12 protein-coding genes and 1 tRNA gene are annotated in these 21,631 nt (G+C 40.0%); 9 read left to right on the forward strand and 4 right to left on the reverse strand.

The features are described from left to right. Positions 1–120, reverse strand: a 120-nt coding sequence (locus AC2JBO_RS28985; protein ID WP_496957101.1) for a hypothetical protein, incomplete at its 3' end; no start/stop codon positions are given. A 407-nt stretch (positions 121–527) separates the two neighbouring features. On the opposite strand from AC2JBO_RS28985, the gene AC2JBO_RS28990 reads away from it, so the two are divergent. Then, on the forward strand, positions 528–1,079 hold the full coding sequence (locus AC2JBO_RS28990) for a hypothetical protein (RefSeq protein ID WP_496957091.1): 552 nt from the start codon (positions 528–530) through the stop codon (positions 1,077–1,079). Positions 1,080–1,245: 166 nt separating this feature from the next. Here the strand turns inward: AC2JBO_RS28990 and AC2JBO_RS28995 are convergent. Then, positions 1,246–1,317 (reverse strand) — tRNA-Lys (locus AC2JBO_RS28995). Between the two features lie 175 nt (positions 1,318–1,492). Next, positions 1,493–1,954, reverse strand: coding sequence for a hypothetical protein (locus AC2JBO_RS29000; RefSeq protein ID WP_496957092.1), 462 nt, complete (start codon positions 1,952–1,954; stop codon positions 1,493–1,495). A gap of 366 nt (positions 1,955–2,320) precedes the next feature. Here AC2JBO_RS29000 and AC2JBO_RS29005 point away from each other — a divergent pair, with 366 nt between their 5' ends. The 8 genes from AC2JBO_RS29005 (at position 2,321) to AC2JBO_RS29040 (ending at position 14,996) form a co-directional block, all read left to right on the forward strand. After that, entirely contained in the window at positions 2,321–4,777 is a 2,457-nt protein-coding gene (locus tag AC2JBO_RS29005; protein ID WP_496957093.1) for a CHASE2 domain-containing protein, read from the forward strand. Continuing rightward, positions 4,770–5,456, forward strand: a complete 687-nt coding sequence (locus AC2JBO_RS29010) for a hypothetical protein (protein ID WP_496957094.1) — start codon at positions 4,770–4,772, stop codon at positions 5,454–5,456. Before AC2JBO_RS29005 ends, AC2JBO_RS29010 begins: the two co-directional genes overlap by 8 nt. A 129-nt stretch (positions 5,457–5,585) precedes the next feature. After that, positions 5,586–6,209 (forward strand): tetratricopeptide repeat protein, encoded by a 624-nt coding sequence (locus AC2JBO_RS29015; RefSeq protein ID WP_496957095.1) that lies wholly within the window; start codon positions 5,586–5,588, stop codon positions 6,207–6,209. Between the two features lie 59 nt (positions 6,210–6,268). Further along, positions 6,269–8,581, forward strand: a complete 2,313-nt coding sequence (locus AC2JBO_RS29020; RefSeq protein WP_496957096.1) for a caspase family protein — start codon at positions 6,269–6,271, stop codon at positions 8,579–8,581. 68 nt (positions 8,582–8,649) lie between these two features. Next, the gene (locus AC2JBO_RS29025; protein ID WP_496957097.1) at positions 8,650–11,361 is read left to right on the forward strand and encodes a CHAT domain-containing protein; all 2,712 of its coding nucleotides are present in this window, start codon (positions 8,650–8,652) and stop codon (positions 11,359–11,361) included. A gap of 23 nt (positions 11,362–11,384) precedes the next feature. Further along, positions 11,385–12,803, forward strand: coding sequence for a hypothetical protein (locus AC2JBO_RS29030; RefSeq protein WP_496957098.1), 1,419 nt, complete (start codon positions 11,385–11,387; stop codon positions 12,801–12,803). 80 nt (positions 12,804–12,883) lie between these two features. Next, a complete protein-coding gene (locus AC2JBO_RS29035; RefSeq protein ID WP_496957099.1) occupies positions 12,884–14,206 on the forward strand; it encodes a DUF1822 family protein in 1,323 nt (440 codons plus the stop codon). A 274-nt stretch (positions 14,207–14,480) separates the two neighbouring features. Continuing rightward, positions 14,481–14,996 carry a tetratricopeptide repeat protein gene (locus AC2JBO_RS29040; RefSeq protein WP_496957100.1) on the forward strand — a complete coding sequence of 172 codons (516 nt, stop codon included), beginning with the start codon at positions 14,481–14,483 and terminating at the stop codon, positions 14,994–14,996. A 59-nt stretch (positions 14,997–15,055) separates the two neighbouring features. On the opposite strand, the gene AC2JBO_RS29045 is transcribed toward AC2JBO_RS29040, so the two are convergent. After that, positions 15,056–16,810 (reverse strand): protein kinase domain-containing protein, encoded by a 1,755-nt coding sequence (locus AC2JBO_RS29045; RefSeq protein WP_496957102.1) that lies wholly within the window; start codon positions 16,808–16,810, stop codon positions 15,056–15,058. Between the last annotated feature and the right edge of the window lie 4,821 nt (positions 16,811–21,631).

Consider the following 21,631-nt stretch of genomic DNA (forward strand, 5'->3'; position numbering starts at 1 on the left):
GTTTACCTTTCGTAAGCTCTTTACGGTTCTATCTGCGCTTGCGCTTACTATTCTTTTACCATTGGGACTAAAGCTGATATCAGTAATAAAATCCCCATACTTTTGTTTAGATTCTTTCAAAAGCTTTCCATTAACCTCCCAAAGCTTAACAGTATATATTACTTAACAAAAACTAACCTTTACAAAATGCAACAAGAAAATGCCCAAGTGAGTGTCGTCTTTCAAGAATTTTTGATTCGTCAACTCTCCAAGAGTTTAGTACATGCATATGCTGAAATAGAAGAACTACTATAGAATACTTGTAGGTTGAATGGAGGCTTTGCGTAACCCAACAATAATAACATGGTTGAACAGCCAATTTGAAGCAATATTTTCTTATCCCGGTTTTCTGTTCCGTTGCTACTCGCGCGCGAATATCTACCCGAAATTACTATGAAACCGCTCTTGAGATAGAAAGACCAATCAAACTCTTCAGTATAAAAATTAAGTAGGTTGTTCAAACAAGCTAGTACAAGGCGGTTAGAGTTATGAATCAAATTCAGAAAAGTGGTGATGCAGCTAAGGGAGCTATTAAAGCCAATAATGCTTACGACGATAGTACATCTCAATGTATTAGAGATATAGGGGTTTTGGGTATACTTGTTGTATTAGCTATGTTGACTAGAGATAGCGGATTTTTTAATTCTAATCAAAATACAACCCAAAAAATTACTAATACCGCTGAAATTGCGCGCGATACCGATAATTTTGTTGGTAAAAACGTGACAATTAGAAGCAAAGCTGTTCAACGTGTTGGGTTACGCTCTTTTACTGTTGCAGATAGACGCTTTTTTGGTGGCAAACCCATTTTAGTGATTAATGCTTCCGGTGTACCATTTAATTTACCGAAAGATAGAAGTACAGAAGTTCAAATAACAGGTCAAGTTCGTAGACTAGATAATATTCCAAAAATTGAGCGTGATTTTAAACTGAATATCCAAGATGAATATTACAAAGGTTATATCAATCAGCCTGCTATTATCGCACGAAACATTGCATTAGCTCCTAAATCTAATCAAGTTGCTAGATATTCTCAATAGTGACAGTAGCTGGCACCCAGCTTGCAAATATGCGATCGTTAGGTTATGTCTTAATCATTCTTCCATTGCAGTCAATTACGTATACGTGATTACACTAAACAATCACTATTTCGGCGACATAAATCTGTTAACGACGACAATTAATGTGTTACTCGACACAACGAGGTGGGTGACCTGGGTCTCGAACCCAGAACCTGAGGATTAAGAGTCCTATGCTCTACCATTGAGCTAGTCACCCATACACAATATAGCATAAGAATTTATTTTGCCAAGGGCTTACACTTGAAAATTGTAATCCGGTGAAGCGTAAGCAATTGGCACCCCTCGTATATTGACGCGCTTCGGGAGCATCGGATCGTAGATGTTTCTCATTTTAGCGGTGCCTGTTACGGAGCGTAGGGGCTAAATGCAGCTTAATTTTTAACAAGAGTGACAGCGTGAGGGTCACTTAAGTTATCTTTACTATCACCACTTCCGATGAATGTAGGTAAAACATGAGTTAAGCGACCTGCTTTTTTATTGTCTAAATCAATAATTCCCAACCCTGGACAACTTCCTACCGCAGTATGAGCTACAGATTGAGGCAGAGTACCACGTAAAGCAGCATAAATTGTCTTATGTTTTAAATCTAAATCTGCTAAATCTGGAGTTGGGTCATCTTCACTGACTGCGTTTAAAGTACTTTTACAGGCGCCTGAATTTTTCAAACTGTAGCTTCCTTGATATTCAAGCTTTTTATCGACTCTAAAAACTTCTACGTTATTGCGTATCCTGTCAAAGAGATACAAATATTTGTCCTTAGTAACTACCATGCCATGAGCTTTACCTACTGGTAATTTGGCGCCGGAACGTGAACAAATTAAACATACTCTCATCGGTTCACGACGCGCGGTTACATGGACTATTAGTGTTAGAAAAACACTTTTATTGATGTAAATGGCACCAGTCTTGATGGTATGGTGCCATATATTGGAATATACTCTCTTTACAGTGGTAGTTCTAAATGTGAAGACCGAATATATCTGTGTTGTTCGGTTTTCACTATTCTTTGAAAGGGTTGGGGGTAGATATCCCTGGCGCCAGTCTCAAATTGTTCGCATCATTACAAACTTCTTATCCTTTAAAACTACCGTAATAATCCTGAAGACAATTTTAAATTTTTGCATAACCTGACGTTTTGCAGAAGTATATAAAGATATAGCTCCCCCTAATTCCTAACTCCTAACTCCTAACTCTCTAACATGAGCGACTTCCATCTGATAATTGAACGTAATGAACGAGTTTGCTTATTTGAACTGACTTGGGGAAAAGGACAACGTTTGCGCGTTTCTATTCCTTATCCAGAGAATTTAACGCGACTTTATTTTGAGTGGCAACGTTCTTATTTAAGTTATTACAACCAAGCTTCATTACGTGGTAAGGTAGCGGATTGTGGGATTATTGCTGCACCGTCTGTTGATTTACATGCTTGTTTAGTTCAAGCTGAAGCTCAGTTGTTATCTGAGTTTCATAAATGGTTACGCAGTGGGGAGCTATATGAGTTAAGGATGGTCATGGCAAATGCAGCAGTCCAACAAGCTACTAACAATTCACTTGCTCTTAATCCAGAACATATAAATGTTTTTATCACTTGTAATACTATTGATTTAGAGCGTTTACCTTGGGAAGTGTGGGAAATTGGTACAGAGTTTGCGCTTGCTTCTGGTAAGATTCGTATCGCGCGTACTTCTGTTAATATTCGTAAAGCGATTGAATCACAATATATTAATAATAGGCGCCATCGTAAAGTTAGGATATTAGCAATTTTAGGCGATGATAGGGGATTAAAGTTTAAAACGGAAAAAGAGGCAATACATAAGTTAAAATCTATAGCTGATGTAAAATTTGTTGGATGGGAGCAAGATAAGAATATTCTGGAATTGAAAAATGAGATCAAGGAAGCTCTTATTTCAGAAACAGGTTGGGATATATTATTTTTTGCTGGTCACAGTAACGAAACTAAGTTAACGGGTGGAGAAATCGCAATTGCACCGAATACTGCTTTGTCAATGATTGAAATTGCTCCTTTTTTAACTGTTGCTGTTCAAAAAGGTTTAAAATTCGCAATCTTTAATTCTTGCAACGGGTTAAATATCGCTAATTCTCTAATCGACGTAGGTATAAGTCAAGTAGCAGTGATGCGCGAACCGATTCATAATAGCGTTGCAGAGAAGTTTTTCGTGCAATTTATGCAAACTTTGGCAGAATTTAAAGATGTTCATGAAGCTTTGTTGTCAGCTTCCCAGTATTTGAAGAACGAAATGAATCTAACTTATCCAAGTGCTTATTTAATTCCCTCTTTATTTCGGCATCCGGAAGCACCTCTATTTCGTCCAGAATCAATTGGAATTAAAGATAAACTCAAAAAAATTATACCAAGTCGCAAAGAAGCAGCAGCGCTTTTGGCTTTATCTATAGTTAGTTTACAATTACCTGTACAGGGCTATTTATTAGGTAATAGATTGTGGATGCAGTCTTTATACCGTGGAGTTACAGGACAAATTGGTAAACAAGAATATCCACCAGTTTTATTGGTAAATATCGATGAAAAGTCTATAGAAAATGCTAGAATTACCAATCCTAGACCGATGAATCGTAAATATGTTGCAAGTTTAGTTGATAAGCTGACAACGCAAGGAGCAAAAACAATCGGTATTGACTTTCTTTTTGATAGGTATAATCAAGCAGAAGATAAAACATTAGCCCAATCAATTAAAAATGGAGTTAATGCTCCGACTCCAACTTGGTTTACATTTGCCGCAACTCATTCTGATACTGGTGAATGGCGAAAAGTTGTACCAAGTATAGCTAGCCCTAATTGGAGTTTAGATGGTGAAATTGAAATTCTATTTTGTGATAAAATACAGCGTGTACCTTGCTATATGCAACTTTTACCATCATTTGATTCAAATTTAGAAATATTAAGCTTTTCTAGTTTATTGACTCTATCGAGTTTGCAGCCAAAGCTATATAATAAATCAAATTTTAAGCAAGATTTAAATAATTACTTTATCCAAAATAAATCGAACAATTATTCTATTTTAAATTCACAACGTTCTCGCTTGCAACCTATCACAGAATCAAGCTATATTATTGGTCAGATGTGGTTACACCCAATCATTGATTTTTCTATTCCTCCCAACCAGGTCTATCAATCCATACCAGCTTGGAAACTTCTAGAACAAAGTGATAATTCTGATTTAAAGAATATTCAACAACAAGTAGTTATTATTGCAGCAGGAGGATATGGGGAAGCGGGAATGTCGAAAGATAAGGAAGATAACTTTGATTTACCACTTGCACTAGAATTTTGGCGCCATCAACAAGGCAATAATAGCCTAATTGTACCAGGTGGTGAAATCCATGCATATATGACGCATCATTTACTAAAACAGAGATTGGTTATACCTATTCCTGATATATGGATGATTGGAATTGCCGTATTACTTGGAAAATATCTTTACCATATATTACGTCAAAACCCACGTCATCGTTGGCAGTGGTTCATGTTACTTTCACTACTCACAGGAATTTATGGACTAATTAGTCTACAAATATATCTATCAGCAGTAGCGATTATTTTACCTTGGTTTTTACCAACATTTACCTTGTGGATGTATTGCTTACCCGCTCTTGTAAGGAAAAAAGTGTATGAATAATTATAAATTAATGTTTTCAGGCTTCGCGTTGTCGGTGATTGCAGTTGGATGTGTTATTAGTCCATTAAATCAAGTATCTCATGCTGAAACCCCCTCAACGCAAGCAGATTTTTCTTGGGAAAGTATTTGGAAGAGCATTGTAAACAGAAAACCTCCTGTAGGAACAGGTAAAGGCGCCCCGCGTCCAATCATAAATGATATTTGTATCATCACTCCAAACTTTAACGAAACAATATGGAGCGACCGTCCATTTTTAGTATGGCAAGGTAACTTAAAGAAAATAGGACTTTCTCCAGCTAGTCCTCAACCTTTTTGGACTAAAAATGTCGAAGGACAAACACATGCAACTTACATAGAGAAAGCTTTAGAACCTTCCAAAACCTACAGTTGGTTAATAGCTAGCGAACAGTCATGGAAAGCAAATATCCAATTTAAAATTATGGAACCCCAACAGCGACAGCGTATCACCAATGAATTAATAAAACTAGAACAACAAGAGAGAGCAAAGCAAGCAAATGCAGAAACTATTGCGTTAAAGAAAGCCAAATACTTCTTAAACCAAGAACCTCAGTTGACCTCCGACGCATTACAACAAGCTTTCTCCGTCAAAAACCCTTCACCTGAGCTAATTAAATTGCGCGCGGAAATTATTAAAAATAAGGAATTATGTTCCCCGTAATTAACCTATCCTACACCCAACAAGCAGCTTTTAGTATGAAAAATTTTGCATAACCTCTCGTCCCTCAGAAATATATATAGGTAAGAGACAAAAATAGTTACATTTATCTTTCACCAAAAACTAAGTCCAATGAAGAAACTCACATTAACTCTTGGTATCGTACTATTAGGTGCCGTCGTTTCCAGCCCCAAAGTGTTTGCTCTCGACCAGTACAAGTCTGAAACCTTACTTTTAGCACAGACAAAACCACTACAGGCACCTGCTTCTAATTCAGATAGCGATACTAATAACATCGAAAAACTGTTAGATACAGCGTCCGAAAATGTAGGAAGTGGAGACTATAATAAAGCTATTGAGAATTGTAATACAGTCCTAAAGATTGATGCTAAAAATTTCTCAGCTTATGTTATACGGGGCTTTGCTTACATCGGTTCAAAAAATTATCAGCCCGCAATTAACGATTTTGACCAAGCGATAGAAATTAATCCTAAATTACATTATGCTTATTTTGGTAGAGGCTTTGCTCTCGTTCATCTCAAGCAATATCAAAAGTCACTTCTTGATTTAAATCAAACTGTAAAACTTGAACCACAATATGCTCATGCGTACTACTGGCGAGGTATTAGCCAAGGTTATCTAGGAAACAAACAGGCAGCTATTTCTGATTTGCGAACTGCTGCTGACCTTTACCAGAAGCAAGGAAAAACTGATGACGCTAAAGATGCACTTGACTTAATTAAAGAAATTAGCTAAGTCAATTTAATATATTCTAACTTAACTTAACTTAACTTAACTTACTCTAAACACAGCCTGTGGTTCAACATCACAGGCTTAACGCGCGTTACAGATTTTTGCATCTACGCGGTAATGCCAATTCAAAATCTAAAATTGCCATGCCTTACATTAAACGTCGTCAATTTTTACAATTCGCTGGTTCTACTGCCTTCACAATGGCTATTAGCCAGCTTGATATAATACACCAGAGCCAACGTTACGCAAAAGCTTTGTCGCAAAGTACACCCCGTAAGCTAGCCTTACTCGTAGGAATCAATGAATATAAAAATGATATTACACCTCTATGGGGGTGCCTTAACGATGTTGCACTACAACGAGAGTTATTAACTCATCGCTTTGGGTTTAATAAAGAAGATATTTTGACTTTGACCAATGCACAAGCTACACGCCAAGGTATCTTACAAGCGTTTAATGAGCATTTAATTAAACAAGCTAAACCTGGAGATGTAGTAGTATTTCACTTTTCTGGTCATGGGTCACGGGTACAAGATAGAGACAAAGATATGCCTGATGGACTTAATAGTACCCTTGTCCCCATCGATAGTTCTTTGCCTGCGGATGGTGGAGTAGTACAAGATATCATGGGACATACGCTGTTTTTACTTATGTACGCATTAAAAACAGAAAACGTAACTGTGGTGCTAGATAGTTGTCACTCAGGAGGTGCAAAACGGGGTAATTTTATTGTGCGTTCGCGCGATTATAAAGATAGTTTCTTACCTAGTCCCGCAGAATATGAGGAACAACGTAAATTATTATCACAAACCGGGCTTTCACAAGCAGAATTTATTGATAAACGTAGAAAAAATGTTGCTAAGGGTATTGTAATCACTGCTGCAAAACGTGACCAACTTGCTTTGGATGGTAAATTTGGTAATGTTAGTGCTGGAGCTTTTACTTCGAGCTTGACTCAATACCTTTGGTTGCAAAATCGTAGTGAGTCTTTTCAAAAAACTTTTGAGATTGTAAGTCAGAATGTTTCTAAGTTAGCATTTGAGAACCGAGGTTTTCAAGAACTAGAAGTTGAAGCTAATGTAAAAAATCCTAACTCTCCAATATTCTTTTTACCAATTAAACCTATTCCAGCCGAAGCTGTTGTTACTTTAGTTAATGGCAACGAAGTAGATTTATGGTTAGGTGGAGTAAATTTACAAAATATCGAAGCTTATGGCGCCAATACTATTTTAACAGTTGTAGATAGCCAAGGCAAGAAACAAGGACAAGTACAAATTGACTCTCGTAATGGATTAGCTGCTAAGGGTAAATTACTCAATACGGGACGCGCGCTAACAAAATTAAATACAGGAATGCTTTTACAAGAACGTGTTCGTGCTGTTCCTAAAAATTTCAGTTTGAAAATAGGACTTGATGATGCTTCGCTTGATAGTAGTACTATTGCACAAGCAAAACAAGCATTACAAGCTATACCTCGCATCGAAGCAGTAGCATTAAGACAACAGGAAGTGCAATATATATTTGGTCGTATGACTCAAACCAAGTATAAGGAATTAAAGCAAAAACGTATATCAGATTTACCTGCTGTTGGTAGCTTTGGTTTATTCTTACCTACTTCAGATGCAATTATAGCCAGTTCTTTTGGTTCTTCAAACGAAACAGTGGGCGCCGCAGTTCAACGCTTGCAACCGAAACTCAAATCATTTCTTGCAGCAAGAGTTATTAAACAAGCATTAGGCAACACCAATACATCACAAATAAATGTAGCTGTTTCGATGATTGTTACTGATAGTAAAAAAACCGTTGCACAGGCTTTTACAACTCGTGGTAGAAAAAATACAGGAATTAATTTAACTAATTTTAGCTCAGTTATACCAAAATTACCTGTGGGAAAACAAATTACCTTCAAAGTTACAAATTTTGAATCAATACCGCTTTACCTGAATATTCTAGGTGTGGATAATGCTGGGGGAATGGATATTATTTTTCCTTACGATAGGTTAGAAGGCGCCGTGTCCATAGAAGCAGGACAAGAAATATTAGTTCCCAACCCCGAACATAGGGAGACAACCATCAATATTGTTGAACCATTAGGATTTGCAGAAGTACTTGTTATTGCCAGTACTGCTCCATTAACTGGTTCTGTTGACATTATAAAAACCTTAGCAACTGAAAGAGGACTTAATAAACGTGGTTTAATAGCAACTGTTACCGGAGACGAATTTTTAAATTTAACCAACAGTTTACTCGATGACTTAGATAGAACTACTCGTAGCAGAAATAATTCCGAAACAATACAGCTACCCTCTGGTGTTAACGGTGCTGATACTAAGAAACTAGCTGTGATGACGATTACATTTGAAGTAGTAAAGTAAGGTGGGCACTGCCCACCCTACAAAATAAGAATAAATTATAAATTATTAATTTGCTGGAGGATTAAACAATGAAAAGATTGATTGTAATGTGTCTGCTGCTATCGTTTAGTTTACCCTTGCTAATTATCACGCAAATCGTTGAACCCGCTTACGCGCAGTCCCAAACAAAACAAGAACGCAGAAAAGAAGCAATACGGCTTCATAAGTTAGGTATTGAACAGTTCAAAAATAATCAACTACAAGAAGCTTTAAAGATATTTCAAAGACTTTTGGTGATTACTAAGGAGATTCGCGCTCTTTTAGAAGAATCAATAGTTCTCACTAATATGGGAGATGTTCATATAAAACTAGAACAATATACCAAAGCTCTAGAAGTTTATAAGCAAGCTTTAGATATTCAAAGAAAATTAGGCGATAAAGAAGGAGAAGAAATAAGTTTTAACAAAATGAGTTTAGTATATAAAAAACTAGGACAGCATGAAAAAGCTCAAGAATTCTCTAAAAAAGCTTCAAATGCTCGCAAAGAATTAAGTCTACAATCAGAAGCACAAAAATTACAGAGGCAAGGTATTGAACTACATGATAAAGGTAAACTATTAGCTGCATTGCAGTTTTACCAAAAAGCACTGTCAATTTATATAAAAATAAAAGATGCTAACGGTGAGGCAAAAATTTTGTATGAGATTGGATTGACATCCTTTGCGTTAAAGGATTATCAAAGGGCAATTGATAATTACGAAAAAGCATTATTAACCGCAGATTTTTTTGATGATTTTGAACATCAAGCATTAATTTACAATAGCCTTGGTCCAGTCTATATTGAATTAGGTAATCCCAAAAAAGCAATTGAAAACTATGAAAAAGGTTTAAATATTGTTCAAAAAAATATAGCTGAATCTTATAAAATTAAAGGGGTGCTTTTAGGAAATATGGCTAATGCATACAATGTTTTAGGCGATTCTAAAAAAGCAGTTTACTATTATGAACAACGCTTAAATTTGGCACGACAAACTCAAGATTGGCAAGGAGAAGCTTCTGCCTACTCTAATTTGGGTAAAATGTATTATAATTTAGGCAATTATCCCAAAGCTATTGACTATGCTCAACGCTCTTTCACAATATTTCAAAAACAAAATTTCCAATCTGGAGAAATTAATACCCTTAGAAATCTCGGCATTTATTTACTGAAAGCAAATCAAATTGATGAAGCTGAAAAAGTAATTCGTACTGTAATTTCTAAAATGGAAAATCAGTTAGAACTTTTAGGCGATAATGATTTTTATCGAGTTGCATATTTTAATGATTTGGCGAGAATCTATCGTTTATTAGAAAGTATTCTCGTAAAAGCAAATAAATATAATGAAGCGTTAGAAGTTTCTGAGCAAGGACGCGCGAGGGTTTTCGCAAAACTACTAACTAAAGAAAATCTTAGAGCAGTTACCGCAACGAATCCTACTATTGCTCCACCTTCTATCGAAAAAGTTAAGCAAATTGCTAAACAACAGAACGCTACCTTAGTTCAATATACAGTAATTGAAGACGAAAGCGATTTAAATCGTGAATCAAAGCTTTTTATTTGGGTCATTAAACCTACAGGAGAAGTAATATTTAAACAAGTTGACCTGCAACCATTATGGGAATGTAAAGAAAAAGTTTGTCCAGAATCTTTGGCAGATTATATTGTTGATATTCGTAAATCTATTGGTGCCGGAGATTTTCGTGGTTTGCAACTAAATTATAATCCTAGCTCTAAAACAATAATTCAACAGAAAGAAGGATTGCAAAAACTTCATAAAATATTAATTCAGCCTATCGCTAATTTATTACCAAAAGACCCCAATCAACATGTAATATTCGTTCCTCATCAATCTTTATTTTTAATACCTTTTCCATCTTTGCAAGATAATAACGGTAAGTACTTAATAGAAAAACACACAATTATCACTGCTCCTGCTATCCAAGTACTTCCTTTTACTCACGAGCGACAGCAACTCTCAAAACAAACTAATAATTACAACGATATCTTGGTGATTGGAAATCCCACTATGCCGACCGTATTTACTGCGACAGAAGATACTTTGGAATTAAGCAGAAATGTAGAAAAATTACGTTATATACTTCAACAAATGCTGGATAAAGACCCTGATAATAACGCATCTATTGATATTGAAATAGGTGGTTCTAACGTAAAGGCTATTCAATTACCTAGTCTACCTGGAGCAGAGAGAGAAGCAAAAGCAGTTGCTCAGTTGTTTAATACTAACCCACTTATTGGAAACCAAGCAACTAAAACAGTCGTTGTAGAAAAAATGCTTAAATCCAGAATTGTTCACTTCGCAACACATGGATTACTAGGTACAGTAACTACAGACGATAATTCCTCTGCTCCAATAGGGGCAATAGCACTTGCTCCATCTGTTGATAACAAAGAAAGCTTGCTCACATCCCTAGAAATAATAAACATGAAGCTAAACGCTGAACTAGTTGTGTTGAGTGCTTGTAATACTGGTCAAGGAAGAATCACAAGTGATGGAATTCTTGGACTATCTCGTTCCTTAATCAGTGCTGGTGTTCCTAGTATCGTCGTTTCCCTGTGGGCAGTAGACGATAAATCCACAGAATTTTTAATGACTGAATTTTACACTAATTTACGCAAAAATCCCGATAAGGCAGCAGCATTGCGTACTGCCATGTTAACAACGATGAAAAAATATCCACGTCCCGTAGATTGGGCAACAAAGATGCATATCTTCAAGTCTCCTAGAACTATAAGTTATTGAGACAGAAAAGTTGTGGAGATAGTTTGAGTAAAAACCAAAAAGTAATGGCTAGAGAATATTGGACTTTAGTATCGCTGGACACGAAAATTTGTATTCGCCAAGAAATCCCGATGGCGAAGGACTTTTTTGCTGCTTATATTGATACAACAAATATCAATGAAGTTTCAGATATAGAAATTCAGAGACAATTGCTTAAATTCTATCGAAATTCTGCTTTTCAAGATAGATTACTAGTACAACGCTGTTTACTGTGTTTTATTTCTTGGCAAATCGAAAAAGCTTGTTTGAAGCTAGAGAAAGATTTTGGTACTTTTTACGGTTTTACTCATCGTGATTTACTAACTTATGTTCTAAATGATGATGGCACTTTTCCACCATTGATTAAACATCATTGCTTTGCTAGAGAAATATTAGAATCATTCGATATTGAAAAAAGCAGTCTAAGTAGTTGGACAAATCGCAAGGTCAGGCATCATAATGAAATCAATCAATTTTTATTGCAGCGTGGATTGTATTTAATCAGCGACTGGGCAATACTTAATGATACTAAAACTAAGCAGTTACAAGATATTTTAGGTAGCTTTCATGGATTGACTCAATTTGAAATTCAACAAGCGCATATGTTACTAGAAGCATATCACAAGGTTTATCGTGCTGAACGGTTTCGCAGGCGCCATGATAAACAAAGTGTGGGAAGATGCAAGGCGCCAACTGAGTCACAATTGCGTGAAATTACTGAAGTGATAGCAACAAAAGGAATATATAGTGTATCTATTGAGACTGCATTAAGTAAATTACAAAATCTTGCTGCTAGGTTGCGAGAATATCGAATTTATGCAAGAGGTGGTAAAGTGTTTACTGATTCATTAGATGAAAAGCTGGAAAACAATTTTACATTGATTGAGCAGTTTTCGACTTCTAATCCTAAAAATGTGCTTTCAAATACTGATGAAACAGAAGATTTTTTAGAAAATTATCGTTTACAAATGTTAATTTGTCTAGATAATGCTTTAAATGCAGTTATAAAAGCTCGTTTTGAATATTTAAAGAAGAAAAATGCTGATAAAGCGTCGCAATACTTAATTGCACTTACTTTATTTCACTGTCAAAGGTTATCAATGGGTGTAATTGCACAACAGCTAGGGTTACGCGCGCAAGATGCAGTTTCTCGTTTATTGAAACTTGGAGATTTACGTGCCGATGTGAAACACTCAATGATGATAAAATTAAAAGAGTCTGTAATTAGTTTAGCAAAGCAGTATTCTAGCGTCTCAAATCTAGAAAATTTAGAGATGCGAATAACTTCAGTAATTAATGAAGAAATTACTAATGTCATATCTTCTTCAGAAATCGAAGCTGTAAATATACAAACTAATTCGACTCCAAGTGTTTTTTCTGAAAGCCTTTGTCGTCAGTTCCAGTCTTCAGTTTCAAAACCATGAATAAATAAATTATATACTTACCAAATATATATTAACAATATATCTAAAGTAATACTTCCAGTAAACAACAGGTATAAATTATGAATAACTTACTTCCACTTGAATTTGAACGCTTACCAGTTGAATCTATAACTATTGATGCGGTTGACATAAATCAGGCAGTTGAATTTAGCAACCATATTCCAAATGAAGACCGAACTTGGCAAACTTACATTAATGCTTTAGGATTATTTACGTTCAAAAACTGGATTGAAGAACGCGATAGTCAGCTTAAGGTTAACTGGGAAAAATCAACAATTGCTAAACCTTCGCTCGCAAACATTCTTCCAACTGTTACTAATTTAGAACTTGGTAATTTTAAAGTGGCTTTGACTACAATTGGTAGTTTATTTGATGAACAAATACCAATATCAAGGTTAGCTATCGATTCACCAGAATTTATCCCCCACTTTTACATATTAGTAGAAGTTTTAGAAGAACAGGAACGCGGTATAGTTAGGGGATTTATTAGTTACCCTCAACTCATCGAAAATCTTGCACAACAATCTATTCTTGAACCTGACTGGACATATAAAATTCCTTTAACTTGGTTTGACACAGAATTGAATCGTTTGCTGTTGTATTTACGCGCGTTAGAACCACAAGCAATTACTCTCCCTGCTATTTCAGGCGAAAACAAACAACTATTAGCAGCGATGGAAAGTCAAATTATACAATTATTACCTCAATTACAGGCGCCAGAACGTGAAATATGGGAAGTGTTAAGCTGGGAACAAGGAAGTGCTGTTTTAAATTCCCCTGAATTGATTGAATGGATATATAAACTACAAACATCTTATAATACTGCTTCTAATATCATATCTTTACGAGATACACTCAAAATTATTACTCAACCTGCCATCAATTTGGGACGCTGGTTGTGGAATGAAATAGATGAAGTGGGACGCGCGCTTTCTTGGACACTGTTACCTCAACTGGTGCCCCTTAGAACAACAATGCGAAGTCCTGAAGAAGAATTTGGCGCCATTACTACACAACTACAAGCTAAAGGAATAGAAATATCACCGCTTGCAAGGTGTGGATATAATAATTTTCTTTTAGCTGGTCTACGTCTACGAGTGTACGCAGCAGCATGGGATTTACCATCTGATAATCATTCTTGGAGCTTACTGCTAATTCTGGGTTCTACAGAGGCTAATATTTTACCTTATAATCTGAAACTAAGAGTTAGTGATCAAACTCAAATTTTGGTTGAACAAGAAATCGATGAAGACCAAACTGAATCGTTTTTATATACCCGTGTTGTTGGAGATTGGGATGAGAAGTTTATCGCGAGTGTGAGCATTGCTGAAGGTGTAGAGGTGACTTTACCCCCCTTTGCTTTTGATATTCGGCAAGCATAGGTAAGGGATATAAGGGACTTCCAAAAATTAAATTTGACCTATTGTGGAACGGGCATCCTTGCCCGTTTCAAACATGGGCGGGGCAAGAGAAAGCCCACCCCACAAGAAAATTTTTCTAAATTATTGCATAAGTTACTTATGCTCAGAAGTATATATTAAGTAGAACACCATAGAGTGTTTATATTGCAGGTAACAAATTTAACCTTGGGGTGCTTCTATTTTTTCACATTTCCTACGCGCGACCATTGTGGTTATTTTTATTGGAGAGAGTAAAATGAAAAGATTAAAAACTTTAGCATCTGCTTTAGTTTTACTAGGGTTGACAGTATCTGTTCCTCATGCAGATGCTGCTCGTAAACCACATTTAATCAAATTAGTCACCCCTGTAGCGATAACTCCCAATTTAGCTAAAGAGAATCAGAAAACTAATAGTAATTTAGAAAACGGTTTTGCTTTAATACAATCTAATGATTATGCAGGCGCCGTTAAAGCTTTTAGTAAAGTACTTGAAACTGAGCCAAAAAATCAATATGCTTATGTTGGTAGAGGTCTTGCTAATTTTGAGTTAGAAAAGTATCAACAAGCAAAAGCTGATTTAGATCAAGGTATTAGTTTAGACACTTCAATTAGTTATGCCTATTTCTTTAGAGGTCTAACTCACCATGCTTTAGGAAGTAAACCAGAAGCTATTTCTGATTTACAAATCGCTGCAAACTTATTTAAAAAGGATGGCGAGACAGAAATGGTACGAAAAACTCTAGATGCTATTGAAAAAATTCGTAAAGCATAATATCAACCTTTGGTGGGCACTGCCCACCCCACCTTACATACTATGCTCAAGTTATGTGTTTAAGGTAATGGCGCCTGTGAGTCAACTTTATAACTATCAAGGATTTCTTTTATTGTCGGTGATAAGCTGTCAAATTGCTGACTCGGTATAATGTATTGATAAATTGATATTTTCTTACCTCTTTGGACAATAAAGCTATTACCTGTAAATTCGGCTGTCTTTCCTTCTAAAACGTAATTATAAGTCCAAACTATTCTTACGTATCCACCGTCGAAGAAAACTGGCTTAAAGATTTGAGGGGCTGTTTTGTTTTCTAAACGCTTTTTCACAACTTTTTGTAACATATCACTAAGTTGTTGCTGTGTTCTTTTATCGTTCACTTCAAAGACGTTGACTTGAAATGCACCGTTTTCTGTTTTATCTAACCACGTTACAATTGCTTCTCCTGGCTCGCTGGTATCTTTAAGTGTCCATCCTTGGGGAGCATTAATTGAAAATAAATTATTTTTGTATGTGTAATTTTTCAGATTATCTATGACAACTTCTTGAATTTTAAGAGCTTCGGTTGTAGGTGTAGTTGATGGGGTCGGTGTAATAGGAACTTCAGGTCTTATTGCTGTATTCGGCGATGTAGTTTCTGTCTCCGGTGATGATGGGATGCTTAGAGCAAAAATAAATATTAAGGCATATATGCCCGTCATAGTACTACCAGCAATAGTCCATGCTCTTTGGTGTGCTTTAAAATCTTCTAAACTTTTCCACTGCCTACTTCTCCATGCCCAAACGTTTCCCTTGGCGCCTAAAATAAATGGCATCACGAAACCAACAATTGGTATCCAAGACAATAATCCAATCCAAACTTTGTTTGAAAATGGCCATATTCCAGCCATGAGAAAAGCTCCCCAGTTCCAACCTTGGATTTCTGGTGGTACTGGAATATATGTATTAAATGTGCCACCTCCACCTACTAATTGTTGTAATTGTGGTTGAGGAGCGGTATTTCGATTTGGTATAGGTGGAACTGAGTTGTTCTCCAAAGCATCAATCATTTCTTTTACACTTACATAGCGTTCATTGAGATGATATGCTATGGCTTTATCAAGAATCATTCTCAAATTTGGGCTGACATGCATTGCGTATTGATGCCAAATAATATCTCCTGTTCGAGCATCTGTTTGTAGCTCCAAGGGTGTTTTCGCTGTGAGCAAGTAAATCATCGTTACGCCTAGACTATATATATCGCTGCTAAATACAGGTCGCCCAGCGGCTTGTTCTGCGGGCATAAATCCAGGTGTACCAATAACTTTAGATGTTACTGGATGACCCTTTGAGTTAAATTCTGTGCCGACAGATTCGCGAACGGCGCCGAAATCAATTAATACGGGGATATTATCAGATGAGCGTACAATTATATTATCCGGCTTAATATCTCTGTGAATAATTCCTCGACTGTGAACAAAATTAAGAACATATAATAAGTTTTTAAGTATCTCTCTCACTACCGTTTCATTTACGGCGCCACCTGAGTCCACCATTTGCGTGAGAGTTTGACCTTGAATGTACTCTTGAACTAAATAGAACAAACCTTGTTCGGAAAAATACGCATATAGCTTGGGTATCCGATTATTACTATTACCTAACTCTTCCAAAATTACAGCTTCGCGTTGAAACAAGTCTTGCACCAATTGGCAGGCAGGTGTGCTACTGGCTTGTCGCGCAAAGGCTGTGTCGACAACTGCAAAGTCACCAAGCTGCTGTGCTACTAGGTGTGCTGTAACACATGATAGGCAGTACCGGTGTGTTATAACACATATTAGGCAGTACCGCTACAGCTCATCATGCAAGCACTGCCAAACGATGGCAGCATGACGCCCGCTGATACTCAATCGTACGCACAAAGTAACAGGCTGTGCACATCGCTGCTTGTGCGCGCTGTGTTGCGTTGGCCTCCTCTGTGGAACATGCCACCTTCTAAAGCAGGAGCGTGCACCTGGCCCCCAATACACAGCAGCTGTGCCCACACCGAACAGCCAAGGCTAACGATGTTCGCAGAGATGCACCCAAAAGGGATTGTTACCTGCATGATTGAACTGCTGGGCAGATTGTGCAGAGCCACATCAAGCACATGCTACACAGTCACATGCTGGACAGAGGGAGCAAACCCCAATCAACTTTGCAGCGCACACCAATCGCTTTATTATAGGAAAACAAGACATCATCCACTGCATATGTCCTGGAGGACAGCCCCTTAGCAGCGAGAGGGGATCAACACAGCAGCAAGAGGGGACAGACACAGCAGCGATTGTGCACACCTGGCCCGGCTAGATCTGTTGTATCAAATAGCAGCACGACAACGTAAAGATTCAACGTTGCCAGAAGCTAAGCAGCAGGATCCTGCAGGCGTCCACGATTTGTATAATGCAGAGTGTGTACAAAGCATACTGCATAATCCATCAACTTCTGCATGGCATTAAGTGCTTAAATCGAAAAGCCACATCTGCACGGTCGTCAGGCGCGCACATAAAGCAGGAAAAGGGGAAAACCAGGCCTGCTGCACAGGATGGTGCACACACTGTGCGCACGGCAACTGCAAGTAGTTCCTCATCACATGCACCTACACCAATGTACTGCATGCATGCATGCAATACAATGCTGAATGCTCATCAGTGCGTCACAAAAGAAGGAGCCTGGAGTGACGGCTAACAACGATGCCAAGCAGATGCACGCACATATGTTATCACAACTGTAGAAGTACCGTGGCCTTGCAAGCCTGACACCACAGCTGCAACCAGTCTACGCACAGCTACCAGCCAAAGGCAAGCAAACTGCGCTGAATGTGCGTAGTGGCCAACTGTATCGCTGGGAGTGTGGTGTGCCGGTGCAACAGAACCTACAGTGCATAGACCAGGGGCCACCCACAATGCCAAAAACGCCGCCGCCTGATACCTACTGTTATAAATCAAACAAGGTTGACGCCGAGGGCGTAAATGCAAGCGTGCAACATGGTGCTCCGCCATGCTAAATGACACGGTGATTAACATCATGTGCAGAGGCGACACCACCAACAGATCTCCAGTGCTAAGGTGCGCAACTCCGTTGTCGGCTGCTGCTGGACTGCTTGTGTTATAGCATATGTTGCAACACATAGTTGTGTTCGAACGCAGCATGTGCAACAGCCGCTTCATGCATGCACAGCGCTGATACACACCGGGAAAGACAGCAAAACCCTGGCTGGCTGTGATGTCAAGTGCATACAGGTAGCAATCAAATCGCTTCAAGCATGCTTACGTCCTTCTGTGGAGTGCAATCTGTGGTGGTAATCAGTCATCAGTCCGTGCACTGTGCTGCTCAGGGGCGCCAAGTCAAGCAGCAGCAAATCAGGCGAAGCACAGAAGTACATACGCATCCCATCCCATAGTGTTGCACACCAAGAGCAACAAGTGGGCTACAGTGTAGCATACCTCTGCTAGTAGTATGACACATGCAGCCGGGCAAATGCATGGTGCATTATGCACGCATGCTGCCATTGTCCCCGAAGCTGCAGACAGAGCAAAGATACTCAAGCCACAAAACGCATGCAGCAGTGTGCGTGTTGATGACTGTGCAGTGATCGTCCTATGTGTTGCGCTGCGAAGCGCTGCAATGCTTTACAAGGTTCAATGCGGTGCAATGCGGGAAATCCAGGTGTCCACAGCTAATGCGTGTTGCGTCATCATTCATGCATGCTCGCAAGCATTGTCAAACAAAGCCCAACATTCACATATACATAGCAATCGCCAGGCTGGAACCATGCACGCAAGTATGTGCAAGCAGCGGTCAATGCACTAGTGCCACAAGTCCCCTGTGTAGTACGATAGAACCCAGCTGCAGAAACGCCACAGCAAGCTGTCATTCAGCGCGAAAGACCCCTGGCCATGCCATCATTATCATCACATCACAAACGGCAAGTACGCACCGCATCTACAAGGACTCGCCCCAGCAACAACTCTGCACAATGGACAAGTTGTACATGGGTCATCAGGCATGCCACCACTGCCTTCAAGTTGGCCACAACAAGTATGCAAAACTGGCTCCACAGAGATAATAACACTAGCAGCAGCGCAGTGCTGTGCTGCAAAAGCGACGCTGCTGCACAAAAGGGCTCCTGCTGCTGCAAGCTACGGTCGGAAAGCAGGCAAGTACCAAGCAGCCTGCAGTGTGATTGTGCCCCCCTCCATACAAAGCGAGTACACAGCGTCGCCTGTGCATCCCAATGCCAAAACTGCAGTAACAAGGGCCATGTATCCTCATATGCAGCAGGCAGAGTGCACGGCTGTGCAGCTGCTCGCCAGCAACAACACAGCAGCACAGGAACCGCAGCAGTGCATCCAAAGCATACCACGGTGTCTGGTGCATCTTGGTGCCAAGACTGCAGTAACAAGAGGCATCCTCATATGCAGGCAGAGTGCACAGAGCCGGTTCTGAAACAGCTCGCTCTGCACGGAAATTGAAGTTTCCCTGCTCCTGCGCACACAGCAGGTTTCGAACGCCTGCCGCAAAAGCACAGTCGGTCCCCAGCAACAACACTGCAACGCAGGAACCGTAGCAGTGCAGCTAAAGCAAACCACGGTTTCTGATGCACCCGCAGCAGTCCCCGCCATGAAAAAGACGCGTCGGCCACTGTAACAAGCTAGCTCTGCTGCAGTGTGGTATGCGACGTGGAAAGTCCAAGACATGCAGTGCTCGTCACCTTGCTCAGACAGTGCTGCACAGCTGCTGGCAGTGACAACGGGCCGGCCTCAAGCAGCAAGTCAAGCAGTGAGGCAACGATGCTACAGTGTGTATGCAAGTCAACCAATTAGCACCTTCCTTCAACATCCACACTTTTGATATAACATGTCAGGCAAGGCGAGACAGTATCCCAACCGCGTAGAACAGCACCGCTAGCACAGGCAACACCACCCTCAGGAGCCAGAAACTGAAACTGCACAGGACCCGGCAGAAAAACCCGCGCCTACATGCTGCTGCTCGCACTGCATGTGTACAGCAGCTGTGTCTGCTTGTGTGCCAAGTCTTGCATGCGTGCACCCGCAACACACTACTATACATTGGGCGCACATGCCGCAAGGCACGCCACAAGCTGTCTGTGCATGCATGGCTATCTGTGGTGAAATCTGCGTAGCTGACGAGGCACACCCCTTCTATTGCTAAGAGGGCGTCTGCTAGTGCGCCAACGCATGCTCAACTCATGATGTACAAGACAACTGTGCATGCACCTCTTCCCTTCCCCTGCAGCTGCATAGCTGCGTCCTTTGGTACGCGAGCGAAGCAACCACACCATCTGGCAGCAGATATGGCAATGGACAACATCACGGCATGCTCACACCACCACCCAGGCATACCCAAGTGTTCTAAGCTGGGCTGATCGTATTGCCAGCCGATCCATGAGATGCAAATGTGCCTCCCCGCAGCAAGGCTCAAGGGAAATAATCCCTCCAAAGTACGTCCATAGAACACAATGCTGCAGTCCTGCGTCATTCATACCACCAGCTCAACCCAACTGCAGATCTGTGCCCAAATCCGGTGCACCCCTGCTGGTGCATCCCTGCTGAATACGCGCAGCATGCTGTTCTGGCAGCGCACAGCTGACCTGGTCAAATCTGGTCAGGCCAGGCCAAACAGCGCGAATGTGACAACACTCGAATACGCTGCCGCTAGCAGCACACACGCATGGCACTTTTGAGCCATACTACGTGCTGTGGTTGTTCGGCCCAAATCATGCGAAACAGCGCCAGCAATCAGACTGTACGAGCACAGCATGATAGAAGAAGCAAACACAGCACACCAGACGCGCCCCACACACGGCGACGGCCAAGCATCACATCACAGATGCAGCGGGAGCCAGTCAAACAACACATGGGGTTGTTCATTTGATCATCTGCACAATTGATGCAGGTGGTCATCGCGTACTAGTAGTTTCCCTTGTTGTCTGCGGGCAGCACCGCTGCCAGACAAATAAGACCGTATATTCTGTTCAGCACTTCGCACTGTTGCATACTCACACGCACTGACGCCAACGCATGCCATGAAGCTTGCTTCAAGGCAGTGTGCTGATAGCCTGCGTGGATATGCGTATCCACACACACTAAAGCAACACACTAGCACACACCAGCCCGTCATACGCTGCAAGACAACGTGATGGACATGTTGAAGTCAACACATCATGACGCATGCATGAGTCTTTAACTCTAGAGAGTAATATCATCAGCACACGAGATCTATGGCTGCATGTCGGGCTGCCATCCTCCGCACATGCAACAGCCCCTTCCCCTCCTACACGCTTCACTCTAGCACAACAGATGACAACAAAAAAACACACCACCTGCCGTCATTGACAAAGCAGGGAGATGTGAAGGTCTAGCAGTGGACGGGTGCTAGGGCAGGCATGTAGAGATGCAGCCAAAGCACAGCCGTAACCACACTTGCCGAGACACCATGCATGCAAGCAGGCAAGCATGCACAGCCCAGCACCCGCCCGCTGTCGAGCTGCACCAAACTGTAAACAAGAGCTGAACCCGCGCCACACCCGACATCACCCTGTCACTTTCCTGTGACTTTGACGTGCACAATCTTGTGCAGATTCCAAGCGTAGCCTG

The sequence above is a fragment of the Calothrix sp. CBUCES-K 9914 genome (genome assembly GCF_059640475.1).

Coding starts and splice junctions, on each gene's coding strand:
- AC2JBO_RS28990 (WP_496957091.1), top strand. CDS start 528: ATGAATCAAATTCAGAAAAGTGGTGATGCAGCTAAGGGAGCTATTAAA.
- AC2JBO_RS29000 (WP_496957092.1), bottom strand. CDS start 1,954: ATGAGAGTATGTTTAATTTGTTCACGTTCCGGCGCCAAATTACCAGTA.
- AC2JBO_RS29005 (WP_496957093.1), top strand. CDS start 2,321: ATGAGCGACTTCCATCTGATAATTGAACGTAATGAACGAGTTTGCTTA.
- AC2JBO_RS29010 (WP_496957094.1), top strand. CDS start 4,770: ATGAATAATTATAAATTAATGTTTTCAGGCTTCGCGTTGTCGGTGATT.
- AC2JBO_RS29015 (WP_496957095.1), top strand. CDS start 5,586: ATGAAGAAACTCACATTAACTCTTGGTATCGTACTATTAGGTGCCGTC.
- AC2JBO_RS29025 (WP_496957097.1), top strand. CDS start 8,650: ATGAAAAGATTGATTGTAATGTGTCTGCTGCTATCGTTTAGTTTACCC.
- AC2JBO_RS29035 (WP_496957099.1), top strand. CDS start 12,884: ATGAATAACTTACTTCCACTTGAATTTGAACGCTTACCAGTTGAATCT.
- AC2JBO_RS29040 (WP_496957100.1), top strand. CDS start 14,481: ATGAAAAGATTAAAAACTTTAGCATCTGCTTTAGTTTTACTAGGGTTG.